Genomic DNA, 16,785 nt, shown 5'->3' on the forward strand with positions numbered 1-16,785 from the left:
ACGATGTTTGGTAAATTAAGTTGGGAAGCGATCCCGTTCCACGAGCCGATTGTCATGGTGACCCTCGCCATCATCGCGCTCGGTGGTCTGGCATTGTTTGCAGGTATCACTTATTTCAAGAAGTGGACCTATCTGTGGACCGAGTGGTTGACGTCGGTCGACCACAAGAAGATTGGCGTGATGTACATCATCGTCGCCATGGTCATGTTGCTGCGCGGCTTTGCCGACGCGATCATGATGCGTACCCAGCTGGCCATGGCCACCGAGGGTTCGCCCGGCTACCTGCCGCCTGAACACTATGACCAGATCTTCACCGCCCACGGTGTGATCATGATCATCTTCATGGCGATGCCATTCTTCACCGGCCTGATGAACCTCGCAGTGCCGCTGCAGATCGGCGCGCGTGACGTGGCCTATCCGTTCCTGAACTCCTTGAGCTTCTGGCTGCTGGTGTCCGGCGTGGTGCTGATCAACCTGTCCCTGGGCGTCGGCGAATTCGCCAAGACCGGTTGGGTTGCCTATCCGCCGCTGTCGGGCCTGCAATACAGCCCGGGCGTGGGGATGGATTACTACATCTGGGCGCTACAGCTATCCGGGTTGGGTACGACGCTGACGGGGGTCAACTTCCTGGCCACCGTGCTGAAAATGCGCACCCCGGGCATGAAGCTGATGGACATGCCGATCTTCACCTGGACCTGCACCTGGGCCAACGTGCTGATCGTCGCTTCGTTCCCGATCCTCACCGCTACCCTGGCTTTGCTGACGCTTGACCGCTACATGGATTTCCACATTTTCACCAATGAGCTGGGTGGAAATCCGATGATGTACGTCAACCTGTTCTGGGCTTGGGGTCACCCTGAGGTGTACATCCTGATCCTGCCGGCGTTCGGTATTTTCTCCGAAGTCATCTCGACGTTCTCTGGCAAGAAACTGTTTGGCCACCACTCGATGATCTACGCTTCCGGCGCGATCTCGGTGCTGGGCTTCATGGTCTGGCTGCACCACTTCTTCACCATGGGTTCGGGGGCGAGCGTCAACGCCTTCTTCGGCCTGGCGACGATGCTGATTTCGATCCCGACGGGTGTGAAGCTGTTCAACTGGCTGTTCACCATTTATCAGGGCCGCCTGCGTTTCACCAGCCACGTGCTATGGACCCTGGGCTTCATGGTGACCTTCGCCATCGGCGGCATGACCGGCGTACTGTTGGCCATCCCGGGTGCGGACTTCGTGCTGCACAACAGCCTGTTCGTGATCGCGCACTTCCACAACGTGATCATCGGCGGCGCCGTGTTCGGCTACATCGCGGGCTTTGCGTTCTACTTCCCGAAAGCGTTCGGCTTCAAGCTGCACGAAGGTTGGGGCAAGGCAGCGTTCTGGTTCTGGATCTCGGGCTTCTTCGTCGCGTTCATGCCGCTCTATGCACTGGGTTTCATGGGCATGACCCGACGCTTGAATGCCACCACCAACCCTGAATGGGTGCCGTACCTGTACGTCGCCATGTTCGGTGCGGTGATGATCGCGGTCGGCATCGCCTGCCAGTTGATCCAGTTGTACGTCAGTGTGCGTGACCGCAAGAAGCCGGAAAACATGTGCGAACACGGTGACCCGTGGAATGCCCATACCCTGGAATGGTCGACTTCTTCGCCACCACCGTTCTACAACTTTGCCGTGCTGCCAAAAGCGGACGTCATCGACCCGTTCACCGAGGCCAAGGAAGACGGTACCGCGTACCAGGCTCCGGCCAAGTACGCGACGATCCACATGCCCAACAACACCGCTACCGGTGTGGTCATGGGGGCGCTGTTGACCGTGTTCGGTTTCGCGATGATCTGGCACATCTGGTGGCTGGCCATCGCCAGCCTGGTCGGCACCGTGGTGTATTTCACCATCCATGCCGCCCGTGATGACCAGGGCTACATGGTGCCGGTGGATGTCATCGAGCGCATCGAAGCCGAGCAGCACAAGCGCCTGGTCGCGGCCGGGAAAGTCCCAGCCTCCGCCACCCGTGTTGAAACCTCGTTGGAACAGGCTTAAACCATGTCGAACTTAGTGACCAATGTTGGACACGCCCATGGTCATGACCATGGGCACGATGACCATCACCACGACTCGGGCGAGATGACCGTATTCGGTTTCTGGCTCTACCTGATGACCGACTGCATTCTGTTTGCGTCGATCTTCGCGGTGTACGCGGTGCTGGTTAACAACGTCGCCGGTGGCCCGTCGGGCGCCGACATCTTCGAACTTCCTTACGTGCTGGGCGAAACCGCGCTGCTGCTGTTCAGTTCGATCACCTACGGCTTCGCCATGCTGGCGTTGTTCAAGGGTAAGAAAACCCAGGTCCTGGGCTGGTTGGCCATGACCTTCCTGCTGGGCGCCGGCTTTATCGCCATGGAGATCAACGAGTTTCATATCTTGATCGCCGAAGGCTACGGCCCTAGCCGCAGCGGCTTCCTGTCCGGGTTCTTCACCCTGGTCGGAACCCACGGCCTGCACGTGACCAGCGGTCTGATCTGGATGGCGATCATGATGTACCAGGTCCAGAAAAATGGCCTGACCGCCACCAACAAGACGCGCCTGAGCTGCCTGAGCTTGTTCTGGCACTTCCTGGACGTGGTGTGGATCTGCGTATTCACCGTTGTATATCTGATGGGGACTCTGTAAATGGCTAACGCACATTCCCATGATGGCCACGACGCCGGCCACGGCAGCGTCAAGTCCTACGCCATCGGTTTTATCCTGTCGGTGATCTTGACCGTCATTCCGTTCGGCCTGGTGATGTATCCAACGCTGCCGAAGAGCCTGACGCTTTGGATCATCCTGATCTTCGCGGTGGTCCAAGTATTGGTCCACCTGGTGTACTTCCTGCACCTGGACCGTTCGGCCGCCCAGCGTAACAACGTGATTGCGTTCGTCTTCGCGGCGTTGGTGATCGTACTGTTGGTCGGCCTGTCGTTGTGGATCATGTTCAGTATCCACACCAACATGATGGCGCACTGAGGAAACTCCGAATGTCACTGAAGCACTTTATCCAAATCACCAAGCCGGGGATCATTTTCGGTAACGTGCTTTCTGTGGCGGGCGGGTTTTTCCTGGCCTCGAAAGGGCATGTCGATCTGGCCATCTTCCTGGCGGCGATGATCGGCACTTCCCTGGTGGTGGCGTCCGGTTGCGTGTTCAACAACTGCATCGACCGCGACATCGACATCAAGATGGAGCGAACCAAGAACCGGGCGCTGGTGCAAGGCCTGGTGTCGGTGAAGCTGGCACTGGTGTTCGCCACCGTGTTGGGCGTGGCCGGCGTGGCGCTGCTCTATTGGGTCGCCAACCCGTTGGCGGCGTTGTTCGCGGTGATCGGTTTTGTCATCTACGTCGGCCTCTACAGCCTGTACCTCAAGCGCAAGTCGGTCCACGGCACGCTGGTGGGCAGCCTGTCGGGGGCGATGCCGCCGGTGATCGGTTACGTCGCCGTCAGCAACAGCTTCGACATGGCCGCGCTGACGCTGCTGGTGATGTTCAGCCTGTGGCAGATGCCGCATTCGTACGCCATCGCGATCTTCCGCTTCAACGATTACCTGGCCGCTTCGATTCCGGTGCTGCCGGTCAAGCGTGGCATCCAGGTCGCCAAGAAGCACATCCTGCTCTACATCCTGGCTTTCCTCGTGGCGACCTTGATGCTGACCTTCAGCGGCTACGCCGGCATGAGCTACCTCGCCGTCGCCGCCGCCATGGGCATGTACTGGCTGTACATGGCCTGGACCGGCTACAAGGCGGTGGATGACAGGGTCTGGGCACGCAAGCTGTTCGTGTTCTCGATCTTCACCATCACCGCCCTGAGCGTCATGATGTCCCTGGACTTCAAAGTGCCGAGTGAGCTGCTGCTGACCTACGCACCTTAATCTTCAGACGCTGCAAAAAAGCCCCGCCTTCGAGAGAAGCGCGGGGCTTTTTTGCAATCAGGCGCGGGAAGCGGGGTGTCATTCGTCGCAACAGGTTGTGGCTTGTTGAACTATACGCAATTTGCCTATAGTTTTGGCCATGCAAACCCTATTTTTCGAAACAACGTCGTTCACCGCCACAGTTGGTCAATACTTGGCTGACGATGAATATCGCCTCCTCCAGTCCTATATGCTGCGGCATCCAGAGGTCGGTGATGTCATGCCACGTACCGGAGGCTTTCGTAAGCTGCGCTGGTTCGATGAACGTCGTGGCAAAGGGAAACGAGGTGGGTTGCGAGTTATTTACTATTGGCTCATGAATGACCGTCAGTTCTGGATGTTTGCAATTTATGACAAGGATGAGTTGGAAAACCTGACCTCCGAGCAAGAGAAGACGCTCAAGCGCGCCATAGAAGCTGAGTTGAAAGTACGAGGTACCTTATGAAAAAGCGCGATCTGTTTGCCGAGATGATGCAAGGCGTCGAAGAGATGGCCGCTCACCGCGAGGGCAAGATTACCCTTCGCCAGATATCGATCGAGGACAAACCGGTTCCCGAGGTATCGGCCCAGGAAATCGTGGCTTTGCGTGACCGGCTTCATATGTCTCAAGCCGTTTTTGCCAAGAGCATCCGGACCAGTCCAGGCACCCTTCGGAACTGGGAGCAGGAAAAATCCAAGCCTAATGCCCAAGCGGCTTTGTTGATCAAACTGGTCGAAAAGTTTCCAGATATGGTCGAGCGTCTCGGCGCTGTTTGAAAAGCTGATAGTCATGAAAAAGCCCCGCCTTCGAGAGAAGCGCGGGGCTTTTTCATGGCCGCTGTCTCAGAGCGTCGCGACCACAGGGGAAATCAACCGGGGCTTATTGCTGGGCGATGCTGTAGCCGTCGAAGGCTTTTTGCTGCTGCAAGGCGGTGACAATGCTCTTGCGTGTGACCGGCTGTTCGGTGCCGTCATTGTCCAGGAACGTTTCGCTTTCCAGCTCGGCTTCGTCGCCTTCGCCAACGAAATTGAAGCCCAGGAACTCGAACGCCTCGCGGTCGACGTTGGGTTTGGAGCGTGGTGTGCGCAAGGGCAGGGTGACGCTGATGCCGTCCTTGCTGATGACAAACACCTCGGCTTCCTTCTTGGGACGCGTGGCCTTGCCCTTGCTGCCACTCGGGTTGCTGATGGCTTGGTGGGTCTGGTTCAGCACTTTCAGCGCCAGGCCATAGACCAATTCCTGAAAATCCGGGTCGTCCTTGTAGCTGGACAGGATACGGCTGATGGGGAAGCGGCTGCTGAGATCTTCCAGCGCGGCGAAATCGGCGGCTTCTGCGTCCTTGAGTTGCTTGAGCTGGCCCATCAGTTCGTAGGCCTTGTCATCGTCGAAGGCATCGTGAGCCTGGCGAATGGCGTTGCGCAGCTCGCGGATCTGGTCGCTTTCGCGGTTCGACTGGAAGGCATCCAGAACCATTTCGCTAATGGTTTTGGCCTGGGGCAGATGCTGTGAAAGATTGATGGAGTTTTCGTATTCCGCTTTGGACGACAGGGAGACTACAGATTCAGCGGTATTGGAATCGGACATTGAAATTTCACTACTTCTGTTAGCTGGATAAGGCGAGAAAGGCATTGAGCTTTTTTCCGGTCGCCTAATCTATTGGACGCGGGCGATGTTGTCACGGTCGGACCGGCCGCCGGTGAATATTTTACCCTCGCATCAAGTCCATCAATCGCAACGCATCCCCTGTTGCGGCGCCGCTGGCGGTGTTGTCGAAGATGCACCAGGTCGGTGTGTCCGGGGCGGCCTTCAGTTGCCGGGCGAGCTGCTGCAGCCAGGCGTTTTCGTATCGGGAATAGTAAATTCGCGGCGAGCCGTGCAGCCGGTAGTAACGCACCCCCGGCCAGCCCGCCGGTTCATCGCCGCCTGGTAGAGGCGAAGGATCGGCGGCGACCCGACCGATGCGTTCGTCTTGCAGCATCGCCCTGACCTGCGGTGCGAGCCAGCTCGGGTGTCGAGGTTCAAGTACCGCGTGGCCCTGATAGCGGTCTCGCAACGCCGTAAAGAAACGCCCGGCTTGCTCACTGTCAAAGGCCAGCGACGGTGGCAATTGAATCAACAGGCAACCCAGTTTTTCGCCCAGTTGCGAGCATTGCCCCAGGAATTCATCCACAAGCCCGGCGCAATCGTGCAAGCGCCGCTCGTGGGTGATTTGCTTCGGCACCTTGACCGAGAAGCGGAAGTCCGGCGCCACGCTGTCGGCCCACTTTGCGTACGTCGCGGGGCGGTGCGGGCGGTAGAACGAACTGTTGATCTCCACGGCCGGAAAGCGTGCGCTATAGCGCTGCAAATGAGTGCCCTCGACAGGAAAGGATGGCCAATGCTCCCTGGGCAACGACCAGCCGGCACAACCCAGGAAAAGGCGTGAACAGGAGGGGAGTCGAGTCGTCAACGGCAGGAACCTGATTCGAAAGGGTTACAGCCTATGACCGCTGCAAGCGCCTCAAGGGTTCAATTCGAGTCAGACACAAATCACATTCTTGCCGCCCATCTTGGAGCGATACAGCGCCTGGTCCGCCCGGTCCAGCAGCGTCGCCTGCGGCTCGTCCTCGAACCGTTGCACCACGCCAAAGCTCATCGTGATCTGGAAGTCGCCCACCGGCAGCAGGTCGGACAGGCCTCGGCGAATGCTTTCGGCCATCAGCACGGCATCGGCCAAGGAGGTGCTTGGCAAAATCATGATGAATTCATCACCGCCCCAGCGCACCAATAGATCACCGTCGCGCTCGCAGCGTTTGACAGCCTGCACCACTTGCACCAGCGCTGCGTCGCCGAAGGCATGACCGTAACGGTCATTGATGTCCTTGAAGTCGTCGACGTCCATCGCGATCAGCGACAGCGGTTCGCGAAAGCGCTGGGCGCGATCACAGGCCAGCGGCAGCGCCTGTTCCAGGCGATAACGGTTGGCGACGAGGGTCAAGGCGTCGGTTTCGGCGAGCCTACGGTTTTCGTCGAGTTGGATTTGCAATTGATGATTGACCCGGGACAGTTCGCGGGTGCGTTCCTCGATGACCGCTTCCAGGGACTTGTTGCGCCGTTCCAGTTGTTGGAACAGGCGCTTCTTGTCGTCGATGCTGCGATGGGCGCCGATCATCCGGGCCACGCTGCCGTCGGGGTTGCGGGCAATCACATAGCCGCGGTCTTCGATCCAGATATGGGAACCGTCCTGCGTGCGGCAGCGATATTCGGCCTGATACGTGGGGGATCGGTGTTCCAGGTAGTCATCGAACAGCGCCATCACCTGGGGGTAATCATCGGGATGGATGACGTTCTCCCACGTCAGCACGGTATTGCTCAGCGAGTGGGGCGTGTAGCCGAGCATCGTGTACCAACCGGGGTTGCGGTAGACGAACCCGGTGTTGGCGTTCCAGTCCCAGATGCCGTCGCTGACCAGCTCCATGATGGTGTGCAGCACGCTTTCGTCCAGATCGGATAAATCGAGCCGCAGCAATTCGATTTTCGAGGCGTCGTCCATCATCGTTCCCTCAATCAGCCCTGATATCAAAATGCTCTCCAGGACTGAAGAGTAGCCGATGGGGCGGAGCGCCACTAGCGGGCACTGTTCAGACTGGGTTTACCCCACTTGTGCAACGCAAACTCGACAAAACTGCGCAGTTTCGGCAAGCGGTAGCGATCCTGGGCGTAGAGCAGGCTCATTGGGCGGTGGGGCAGTTGATAGCCCTGCAGGAGGGCCACCAAGTCTCCGTGCTTCAGGTCCTGCTCCACCAATGCATCGGGCAGCATCACCACGCCCATGCCGGCCAGGGCCGCACGGTGCAGGCCGGAAGAGCTGTTGATCAGCATCGGTCCGGTCACCGGCACTTTGATTTCGCCCTCCGGTCCGTTGATCGGCCAATGCTCCTGGGCAAAGCGCCATTCGTCGCCGGCCGAATAGGCGAACGACAGGCAATCGTGGTGTTGCAGGTCATCGGGCTTTTGCGGCGTGCCGCGCCGGGCCAAGTAAGCCTTGGAGGCGCAAACGGTGAGGGTGTAGTCCATCAGGGGGCGGGCGATCAGCTTCGGGTCGGGATGGCCCAGGCGAATGGCTACGTCAAAGCCGTGGTCGAGCAGATCGAGACGCTGGTTGGTCAGCACCACATCGAGCTTGACCTGCGGATAGCGTTGGCTGAATTCGGCCAACGCCGGTGCCAGGCGCTCCGTGCCGAATGTCAGCGGCGCGGTGATGCGCAACGTGCCGGTGGGGTCACCTTGGGTCTGCTCGGCCAAGCGTTCGGAGTCGGCGACCAGCCCGATCACTTCCAGGCAACGCTGATAGTAGGCCGAGCCGATTTCGGTCAAGCGCTGGCGGCGGGTCGTCCGGTTGATCAGGCGCGCCCCGAGGCGTTGCTCCAATGCCCGAAGATGATTGCCCACCATGGTCGTCGACATTTCACACGCCTGCGCCGCCGCAGTCAGGCTGCCGGTTTCCACCACTTTCACGTAAACGGTCATTGCCTGGAACAGGTCCATTATCAAGCTCTGCTTTTAAATGATTGAAGTAGGGCGAGGTTTATCCAGCAAGAGTGGCTAACCATACTGGAAAAAACCACCCGATGGAGCTAGATGTCATGACTGCCGCCTGCCTGATGAGCACTTACCAACCCTTGGCGCTGAACTTCACCCATGGCTTGGGTACGCGCCTGTGGGACCAGGACGGTCGCGAATACCTCGATGCGGTGGCGGGCGTGGCGGTGACCAATGTCGGTCATTCCCATCCGCAGCTGGTGGCGGCCATCAGTGAGCAGGCCGGCCTGTTGCTGCACACGTCCAACCTGTACAGCATCGACTGGCAGCAGCGGTTGGCCCATAGGCTCACGCAGCTCTCGGGGATGGAGAGGGTGTTTTTCAACAATTCCGGCGCCGAAGCGAATGAAACCGCATTGAAGCTGGCCCGCCTGCATGGCTGGCACAAAGGCGTCGAACAACCATTGGTCGTGGTGATGGACAACGCTTTCCACGGGCGCACCCTGGGCACGATGTCCGCCAGCGACGGACCCTCGGTGCGGCTGGGCTTCAATCGGTTGCCGGGGGACTTCATCAAGGTGCCGTTCGGCGATCTCGGCGCATTGGAAAAAGTCCAGCAAGCCCACGGCGAGCGTATCGTCGCGATATTGGTTGAACCGATCCAGGGCGAAAGTGGCGTGCAACTCGCGCCGCCGGGTTACTTGAAAGCGCTGCGGGACCTGTGCAGCCGGCGCGCCTGGTTGCTGATGCTTGACGAGATCCAGACCGGCATCGGCCGCACCGGCCAGTGGTTCGCTTTCCAGCACGAGGGCATCGTGCCGGACGTCATGACCCTCGCCAAAGGACTGGGCAACGGGGTGCCTATCGGCGCCTGCCTGGCCCGGGGCAAGGCCGCTCAGCTGTTTACCCCCGGAAGCCATGGCAGCACGTTTGGCGGCAATCCGTTGGCCTGTCGCGTCGGTTGCACGGTGTTGGACATCATCGAGGAACAAGGCCTGCTGGAGAATGCCCGGCGCCAGGGCGAGCAATTGCTCGGTCGGTTGCGGGCCGAGTTGGCGGATAATCCGAACGTGCGTGAGATCCGTGGCCAAGGGCTGATGATCGGCGTAGAACTCAAGCAACCGGTCCGTGACCTGGCCCTCTGCGCCGCCCGGGACCACGGCTTGCTGATCAATGTCACCCGGGGCAAGACCATCCGCCTGCTGCCGCCACTGACGATTGACGGGCGGGAAGTGGCGATGATCGTCAGGGGCGTGAGCCGCTGCTTGGCCTAGGCTTGAGGGGGACTTCGCCTGGACCGATGATCCATCGTCGACTCGGGCGAAGCGCAGCGCGGCGGGACGGAATTTTTAACGATTGTCGCGTTCCAACGCCAGCCAGAGTCGATTGCCTACACTTTGGCACTCAGACTGAAAACCCAGGAGCATCTCCATGTTCACCTCGCGTCGCTTGATCGTTGTCGCTACTGCCGTGGCCCTGTTGTCCGGCTGTGCGTCGCCCAACCCCTATGACAACCAAGGCCAGGCCTCTACCGATTCTTCCGGCATGAGCAAAACCGCCAAGTATGGTGGTCTCGGCGCCTTGGCCGGTGCATTGGCGGGCGCGGCCATCGGCCACGATAACCGCGGCAAAGGGGCATTGATCGGCGCGGCGGTGGTAGGGGCTTCGGCGGCCGGCTACGGTTACTATGCCGACCAGCAGGAAAAGAAACTGCGCGCCAGCATGGCCAATACCGGTGTCGAAGTGCAGCGCCAGGGCGACCAGATCAAGCTGATCATGCCGGGCAATATCACCTTCGCCACCGACTCGGCGAACATCGCATCGAGCTTCTACCAGCCGCTGAACAACCTGGCCAACTCTCTCAAGGAGTTCAACCAGAACCAGATCGAAATCGTCGGCTATACCGACAGCACTGGCAGCCGCCAGCACAACATGGACCTGTCCCAGCGTCGCGCCCAGAGCGTGGCGACCTACCTGACGTCGCAAGGCGTGAGCGGTGCCAACCTCACGGCTCGCGGAGCCGGCCCGGACAACCCGGTCGCCAGCAACGCCGACGTCAATGGCCGCGCGCAGAACCGTCGTGTCGAGGTCAACCTCAAGGCCATTCCGGGCCAGCAGTACCAGGCGCCGCAGCAGCAGGGGCAGACTTACCAGCAGTATCCGTGATTGCTGGGCGGTAAATGAAACGGGGGGCCATGGAAACATGGCCCTTTTTTTATGGCTGCCAGATCAGATGTTGTGCTGAGGTTTAATTAGCCTCTTTCACCGCACTCAAAAACGCACACGTACGCTCCTGCTGCGGGTGCTCGAAAATCTGCGCCGGGGTGCCTTGTTCGTGGATCTGCCCCTTGTAGAAGAAGCACACCCGGTCGGCGAACTCCCGGGCGAAGCCCATTTGGTGGGTCACCATCAGCATCGTCAGGTTGTGTTCGGCGCCCAGCTTGCGGATCACGTTCAGCACTTCGCCGCACAACTCCGGATCCAGCGCCGAAGTCACCTCGTCGAACAACATCACCTTGGGCCGCATCGCCAGCGCCCGGGCAATCGCCACCCGCTGTTGCTGACCGCCGGACAACTGCGACGGGTAATGGTCGAGCTTGTTGCCCAGGCCCACCAGCTCCAACAGGTCGGCGGCGCGCTCGCGGGCTTCTTTCGGGTTCATGCCCAGCACTCGCACCGGCGCCTCGATCACGTTTTGCAGCGCGGTCATGTGGGGAAACAGGTTGAAACTCTGGAACACCATGCCGATCTTGCCGCGCACGCGGCGGATGTGCCGGTCGTTGGCGGGCACCAGCACCCCGTTGCGGTTGGGCATGTGGGTCAGGGAATCGTCTTCGATGCGGATCTGACCCTGGTCGATGCCTTCCAGCGTCATCAACACCCGCAGCAGGGTGGATTTGCCCGAGCCGCTGGGGCCGATGATCGCGACTTTTTCGCCGGGCGCGACATTCAGGTTCAAATGATCCAGCACGGTGAAGCTGCCATAGCTTTTGGTCACGTCCTGGAAACTCACAATCGGCCGGGACGGTGTCGGAACCTGCATGGCGGGGGCCTCCTGCTGCGATGCCAGCGTGCTGCGCCGGGACAAATCGGTGGGCGTGGACAGAGGTAAAGTCATTAGCGTAGCTCCATGCGCGTTTCAAGGCGCCGTACCAGATAAGCCAGGGCAAGGCTCAGGGCCAGGAAGAACAGGCCGACCAGGGTGATCGGTTCCAGGTAGCGGAAATGCTCGGAGCCGATGTTCTTGGCCTGCTGCATGATTTCCACCACGGTGATCGCCGACAACACCGGCGTGTCCTTGAGCATCGCCACCAGGTAGTTGCCCAGCGGCGGGATGATCGGCCGCAGCGCCTGGGGCAGGATGATGTTGCGGTAGGCGTCGTACGGCGCGATGTTCAGCGCCGTCACCGCCTCCCACTGCGCCCGTGGCACGGCGTCGAGACCACTGCGATAGACCTCGGCGATGTAGCAGGCGTAATGCAGGCCGATGCCAATGATGCCGACCTGCATGGCCGTCAGGCTCAAGCCGTAGTTGGGCAGCACGTAGTAGAGGAAATACACCTGGATCAGCAACGGCGTGCTGCGGATGAATTCGATCAGCGCCGTGGCCGGCCACGACAACCAGAACTTGCGGCTGCGCCGGCCAATCGCCAGGAACAGCCCCAGCACGATCGCGATCAGGAAACCGATGAGGGTAATGGCCACGGTGTTGAGGGAGGCCCGCAACAGGTCCGGGAGGATCTGCGCCGCGTACGCCCAGTCGAACAGGGTCATGACAGGCCTCCACGCATCCGGCCCCGGCTCAACCGACGCTCAATGCTGCGCATGCCCAGGTTGATGGCCTGGGCGAGGATGAAATACATCACCAGCGCCAGGCTGAAGATTTCCAGGGTCTGGAACGTCGCCTGGTCCAACTGTCGCGCCCGAAAGCTCAGGTCGGACAAAGTGATCAGCGACACCAGCGAGGTGTTCTTCAACAATTCGATCAGCAAGTTGGTGCCCGGCGGAATCGCCGCCAGCAAAGCCTGGGGCAGGATGATCCGCTTGAAGCGGGTGAAGCCATCGAAATTCAGCGCCGTGCAGGCTTCGTATTGCCCTTTCGCCACCGAGCTGATGGCGCCGCGCATCACTTCGGCCCCATACGCGCCGATGTGCAGCCCCAGGCCGACGATCGCCACGGCGTACGGGCTCAGCTCGATGTTGAACGGCGGCAGCGGCAACACGAAGAACAGCCAGAACAACTGCACCAGCAGCGAGGTGCCACGGAACACTTCGATGTAGGTAATCGAAAACCAGCGCAACGCGCGCCACGGCGACAGCCGACCGAGGGCCGCGAGCACCGCCGCGACAATTGCCAGCAATGAGCCGAAGAAGGTCACCTGCAGCGTGACCCAGGCCCCTTGAATCAGTAACGGAAGTAATTCGCCCATGGTTCAACCCGATATCCGATGAAGCAGGGAACAGGCATCACGCGTGCGCGTCATGCCCGTTTCGGCACGCCAGTTCGACTATGGCTGAGCGCAGAGCTCGGCGGCGGTCTTGCTGGTGACGTTGGACTTGTCGAAACCGAATGGCGCGACGGCCTTGAGGTGTTCCTCGGAGCCCAGCCACTTTTTCAGCTCGGCATTGACCGCGTCGCGCAGGTCTTTGTCCTCGGGGCGAAAGGCCAAGGCGCCGTAGCCGATGTGGGACGGATCGTCCTTGAACTCGGTCATTGCCTCGACCTTGTCACCACCCTTGGAAGCCAGGCCTTTCATGGTCAGTTGCGTGCCGACGGCAGCGTCGGCGCGACCGGCGCGCACCGCTTGCAATTGTGCGGTGGTGTCGGGGACCTGGAGGATCTGCTCATCCTTGACCCCGGAATCGCGGGCGTAGGCCAGGTTCACTGTGCCGGCCATGATCGCCAGCTTCACGTCCGGTTGCTTGGCAATGTCTTCATAGCTGTGGAGTTTTTTCGGATTGCCCTTGGCCACGAGCAAGGCGTCGGGCAGTTGGTACTGGGGATCGGTGAACAAGACTTGCTTGCAGCGCGCGGGGGTGATGTACATGCCCGCGGCGATCACGTCGAAACGGCCGGCGCGCAGGCCAGGAATCAGCGATCCCCATTCGGTGAGCACGCCGTTGACCTGCTTGATGCCCATTTTGGCGAAGATGATCTTGGCGATTTCCGGCGATTCACCGGTCACGGTGCCGTCGGTTTCGGTGAAGGCGAACGGGGTTTCGTTCGCATAGCCGATGCGGATGCTGCTGTTGCTTTTGACGGTATCCAGGGTCGCCGCTTGAGCGCTGCCGGCCAGGCCGATCAAGGCACAGGTCAACAAGAGCCGGCGCAGGGGCGCGCAGGTGCCGGGAAGAAAATTGCTCATCGATAAAATCTCCTGTTTCTTGTGGATCCGTCGGGGGACGGTTCTGTGTTAGGAGGCAGTGTGACAAGAGCAAAGCGTACAGCGGCGGACCCGGGCGAGGCCTGGAATCGATAACGGCGCCGGTACAGGTCGATCCGGCTTTTTGTCGGGGCGATGAACCCGCCTGGATGACGACCTTGGGCCGAGCATACAAAAGCCCCGGCGCTGATTGTATTGCACTAGGACAATTGCTTTGCCGCGATTGCCGCGCAATGCTGTGCGCACCAGTACACACGCGGGTTGCAGCGTTATGGATAAGTGGAAAACAGCCTTGGACGTCGCCCGTAGCGGTGAATCCAAATACAAGATCCTGGTACAGGCCATCTCCGACGATATCGAACAGGGCACCTTGGCCAATGATCAGCGCCTGCCGCCGCAACGGCAGGTGGCCGACGCCATGGGCATCAGCGTGCAGACCGTCACCAATGCCTACAAGGAATTGGAGCGCCAGGGGCTGGTGCGTTGTGAGGTCGGGCGTGGCAGCTTCGTCTCGCGACGCATGAGCGACCGGGTCGCCACGTACATACTCGATAGCCCCGAGCGCGCCCTGGTGGATTTTTCCATCACGCGCATCCTGCACACCCGCGAGCATGATCAATTCTGGCGCGACACCTGCGCCGAGCTGAGCACCGAAGAAGACCAGCCGTGGATTCACGCGTTTCGCCCCATCGCCGGTTTCGAATCCCATCGCGAAGCGGCGGCTCAATGGATCGGTCGCCAGGGGCTCAAGGTTGATCGCAACGATATCCTGATCACCAATGGCGCGGCCCACGGGATCTTCCTCGCCTTGGCGTCACTGGCCGGCCCCGACGACGTGGTGCTCTGCGAAGGCGTGACCGACCACGGCGTGATCGGCAATTCCCAGGTGCTGGGCTTCACCCTCAAGGGCTTGGAGATGGACCGCCATGGCATCGACCCGGAACATTTCGAAGACATGTGCAGCAACGAGCGCGTCACCGCGCTGGTGTGCACGCCGAACCTGAACAACCCCACCACCAGCCTGATGCCCGACACGCGTCGCCGGGAAATCGCCGAGATTGCCCGGCGTTTCGGCGTGCACATCATCGAAGACGACGTCTACGGTCCGTTGCTGGACGAGCGCCGCGCGCCGCCCATCAGCCATTACCTGCCGGAGCTGTCCTTCTACTGCACGAGCATGACCAAGTCGGTGCTCACGGGCTTGCGCGTCGGCTACCTGGTGGTGCCCAAGCGCCTGGCGCTGCGCACCGAGAGCATCCTGCGGGTGAACAGTTGGATGGCCACGCCGATGGTCTCGGAAATCGCCGCCCGGTGGATCCGCGATGGGCGCGCCGAATCGCTGGTGCATTTGCAGCGACGCCTGTTGGCGGGACGCCAGGCGATGGTCACCGAATACATGGGCGAGCATCTGCTGGCCCAGCACCCTCACGCCTTGAACGCCTGGATCGGCATCCCGCCCCATTGGGAAGTGGACAGCCTGGTGCGGGCGCTGCGGCACAAGCACATCGCCGTCACGTCGCCCGACCCGTTCACCGTACGCGGGACGCCCAAGCCTCGTGCCGTGCGGGTGTGTGTCGGTGCCGAATGCAGTGACGAAGAAATGCGCCATGCGCTGGCGGGGATGCGTGAAATCTTCAACCAGTACCCGCAGATTCATGATTTTTGATGGGCAAGAGGGTGCTCTGAAGGCAAGGTGTTTACTTAAAAATTGCATGGGGCCTTTGTGGCGAGGGAGCTTGCTCCCGCTCGGCTGCGAAGCAGTCGTAAAAGTTTCCGATTGTCTCTCATGCATCGGGTCGAATGGTTTTGGGTCTGCTGCGCAGCCCAGCGGGAGCAAGCTCCCTCGCCACGGGAATGAGGTCATCTTCAAGTTTTCAGTTCACTTTCGTTCAATCGCAACGAATGCAAACTAAATTGCCCTAGTACATTCATTGCCACAATCCAGCCCTCTTAGACTGCGCCCAACACATCAGCTCGGGACGCGGTCATGGCAGTGTTGCAGCTACAGGATGTCTATCTCGCTCGCCAGCGCATCGAGTCGCAGGTCAGACGCACGCCCATGGAACATTCTCCCAGCCTGTCGCGACTGATGGGCGTGGCGGTGTATCTCAAGCTCGAATCCATGCAAGTCACCGGCAGTTTCAAACTGCGTGGGGCGAGCAATGCCGTGGCGCAACTCAGCCCGGAGCGCAAAGCGTCAGGCGTGGTGACGGCCTCGACCGGTAACCATGGTCGGGCACTGGCCCATGCCGCCTCGCAGCAAGGGATCAAGGCGATTGTCTGCCTGTCGAACCTCGTGCCGGGCAACAAAGTGCAGGCGATCCGCGACCTGGGTGCCGAGGTATGCATCGTTGGCCAGTCCCAGGACGATGCCCAGCGTGAAGCCGAGCGCATTGCCACGGAGCAGGGCGCAACCTTCCTGCCGCCCTTCGATCATCCGGCGATCATCGCCGGCCAAGGCACCCTCGGCCTGGAGATCCTTGAACAACAACCCGACGTGGCCCAGGTGTTGGTGCCGTTGTCCGGCGGCGGGCTGTTCGCCGGCGTGGCCCTGGCTCTCAAAAGCGCGAATCCGGCGATCCAGGTCCATGGCATCAGCATGGCTCGGGGCGCAGCCATGCACGCCAGCTTTGCGATCGGACACCCAGTGGACGTCGAAGAACTGTCGACGCTGGCCGACTCCCTCGGCGGCGGCATCGGCCTGGACAACCGCTACACCTTCGACATGACCCGGCAACTGATCAACGACCTGCACCTGCTCTCGGAAGCTTCGATCGCCAACGCCATCCGCCACGCTTATCACCAGGAACGCCTGGTGCTCGAAGGCGCTGCCGTGGTCGGCATCGCCGCGCTGCTCGATGGCCTGATCGAGCCCCGCGGGCCCATCGTATTGGTGGTCAGCGGGCGCAACGTCGACACCGAACACCATGCCCGCGTAATCGCCGGCGCCAATGAATAACCA

The 16,785-nt window shown here is 60.6% G+C and carries 18 protein-coding genes; 10 read left to right on the plus strand and 8 right to left on the minus strand.

The window, feature by feature from the left end:
• Positions 1–3 precede the first annotated feature (3 nt).
• From cyoB to J3P82_RS05275, 6 genes are all read left to right on the plus strand, one after another.
• Complete coding sequence (gene cyoB, locus J3P82_RS05250) at positions 4–2,034, plus strand: cytochrome o ubiquinol oxidase subunit I (RefSeq protein ID WP_434561271.1); 2,031 nt, start codon at positions 4–6, stop codon at positions 2,032–2,034.
• A 3-nt stretch (positions 2,035–2,037) separates the two neighbouring features.
• Positions 2,038–2,664 carry a cytochrome o ubiquinol oxidase subunit III gene (locus J3P82_RS05255; protein WP_434561273.1) on the plus strand — a complete coding sequence of 209 codons (627 nt, stop codon included), beginning with the start codon at positions 2,038–2,040 and terminating at the stop codon, positions 2,662–2,664.
• A complete protein-coding gene (cyoD, locus tag J3P82_RS05260; RefSeq protein WP_434561275.1) occupies positions 2,665–3,000 on the plus strand; it encodes a cytochrome o ubiquinol oxidase subunit IV in 336 nt (111 codons plus the stop codon).
• 11 nt (positions 3,001–3,011) lie between these two features.
• Positions 3,012–3,899, plus strand: a complete 888-nt coding sequence (gene cyoE, locus J3P82_RS05265; RefSeq protein ID WP_434561277.1) for a heme o synthase — start codon at positions 3,012–3,014, stop codon at positions 3,897–3,899.
• Between the two features lie 139 nt (positions 3,900–4,038).
• Positions 4,039–4,383, plus strand: coding sequence for a toxin (locus tag J3P82_RS05270; RefSeq protein ID WP_434561279.1), 345 nt, complete (start codon positions 4,039–4,041; stop codon positions 4,381–4,383).
• Positions 4,380–4,694 carry a helix-turn-helix domain-containing protein gene (locus J3P82_RS05275; protein ID WP_030139928.1) on the plus strand — a complete coding sequence of 105 codons (315 nt, stop codon included), beginning with the start codon at positions 4,380–4,382 and terminating at the stop codon, positions 4,692–4,694. The genes J3P82_RS05270 and J3P82_RS05275 overlap by 4 nt, the downstream gene beginning before the upstream one ends.
• Positions 4,695–4,797: 103 nt before the next feature.
• Here the strand turns inward: J3P82_RS05275 and J3P82_RS05280 are convergent, their stop codons facing one another.
• The 4 genes from J3P82_RS05280 to J3P82_RS05295 form a co-directional block, all read right to left on the minus strand.
• A complete protein-coding gene (locus J3P82_RS05280; protein ID WP_434561281.1) occupies positions 4,798–5,502 on the minus strand; it encodes a hypothetical protein in 705 nt (234 codons plus the stop codon).
• Between the two features lie 121 nt (positions 5,503–5,623).
• Complete coding sequence (locus tag J3P82_RS05285) at positions 5,624–6,367, minus strand: DUF72 domain-containing protein (protein ID WP_434561283.1); 744 nt, start codon at positions 6,365–6,367, stop codon at positions 5,624–5,626.
• Between the two features lie 69 nt (positions 6,368–6,436).
• Positions 6,437–7,450, minus strand: coding sequence for a sensor domain-containing diguanylate cyclase (locus J3P82_RS05290; RefSeq protein WP_434563704.1), 1,014 nt, complete (start codon positions 7,448–7,450; stop codon positions 6,437–6,439).
• A 74-nt stretch (positions 7,451–7,524) separates the two neighbouring features.
• The gene (locus J3P82_RS05295; protein WP_434561285.1) at positions 7,525–8,445 is read right to left on the minus strand and encodes a LysR family transcriptional regulator; all 921 of its coding nucleotides are present in this window, start codon (positions 8,443–8,445) and stop codon (positions 7,525–7,527) included.
• Between the two features lie 98 nt (positions 8,446–8,543).
• Here J3P82_RS05295 and J3P82_RS05300 point away from each other — a divergent pair, with 98 nt between their 5' ends.
• On the plus strand, positions 8,544–9,713 hold the full coding sequence (locus J3P82_RS05300; protein ID WP_434561287.1) for an aspartate aminotransferase family protein: 1,170 nt from the start codon (positions 8,544–8,546) through the stop codon (positions 9,711–9,713).
• 157 nt (positions 9,714–9,870) lie between these two features.
• Entirely contained in the window at positions 9,871–10,605 is a 735-nt protein-coding gene (locus tag J3P82_RS05305) for an OmpA family protein (protein WP_186611013.1), read from the plus strand.
• 82 nt (positions 10,606–10,687) lie between these two features.
• On the opposite strand, the gene ehuA is transcribed toward J3P82_RS05305, so the two are convergent.
• The 4 genes from ehuA to ehuB all read right to left on the minus strand — a co-directional run bounded on the left by ehuA (position 10,688) and on the right by ehuB (position 13,805).
• Entirely contained in the window at positions 10,688–11,557 is an 870-nt protein-coding gene (gene ehuA, locus J3P82_RS05310; RefSeq protein ID WP_434561289.1) for an ectoine/hydroxyectoine ABC transporter ATP-binding protein EhuA, read from the minus strand.
• Entirely contained in the window at positions 11,557–12,213 is a 657-nt protein-coding gene (ehuD, locus tag J3P82_RS05315) for an ectoine/hydroxyectoine ABC transporter permease subunit EhuD (protein ID WP_434561291.1), read from the minus strand. Before ehuD ends, ehuA begins: the two co-directional genes overlap by 1 nt.
• Entirely contained in the window at positions 12,210–12,869 is a 660-nt protein-coding gene (gene ehuC / locus J3P82_RS05320; protein ID WP_434561293.1) for an ectoine/hydroxyectoine ABC transporter permease subunit EhuC, read from the minus strand. The genes ehuD and ehuC overlap by 4 nt, the downstream gene beginning before the upstream one ends.
• 78 nt (positions 12,870–12,947) lie before the next feature.
• Positions 12,948–13,805: an ectoine/hydroxyectoine ABC transporter substrate-binding protein EhuB gene (gene ehuB / locus J3P82_RS05325; RefSeq protein WP_434561295.1), complete on the minus strand. Its 858-nt coding sequence runs from the start codon at positions 13,803–13,805 to the stop codon at positions 12,948–12,950.
• A gap of 289 nt (positions 13,806–14,094) precedes the next feature.
• Here ehuB and J3P82_RS05330 point away from each other — a divergent pair, with 289 nt between their 5' ends.
• Positions 14,095–15,489, plus strand: coding sequence for a PLP-dependent aminotransferase family protein (locus tag J3P82_RS05330; protein ID WP_434561297.1), 1,395 nt, complete (start codon positions 14,095–14,097; stop codon positions 15,487–15,489).
• Between the two features lie 321 nt (positions 15,490–15,810).
• Positions 15,811–16,782 (plus strand): hydroxyectoine utilization dehydratase EutB, encoded by a 972-nt coding sequence (eutB, locus tag J3P82_RS05335; protein WP_434561299.1) that lies wholly within the window; start codon positions 15,811–15,813, stop codon positions 16,780–16,782.
• The last annotated feature ends 3 nt before the right edge of the window (positions 16,783–16,785 follow it).

The organism is Pseudomonas sp. Z4-20, assembly GCF_051131955.1.
Lineage (GTDB): Bacteria > Pseudomonadota > Gammaproteobacteria > Pseudomonadales > Pseudomonadaceae > Aquipseudomonas > Aquipseudomonas marvdashtae.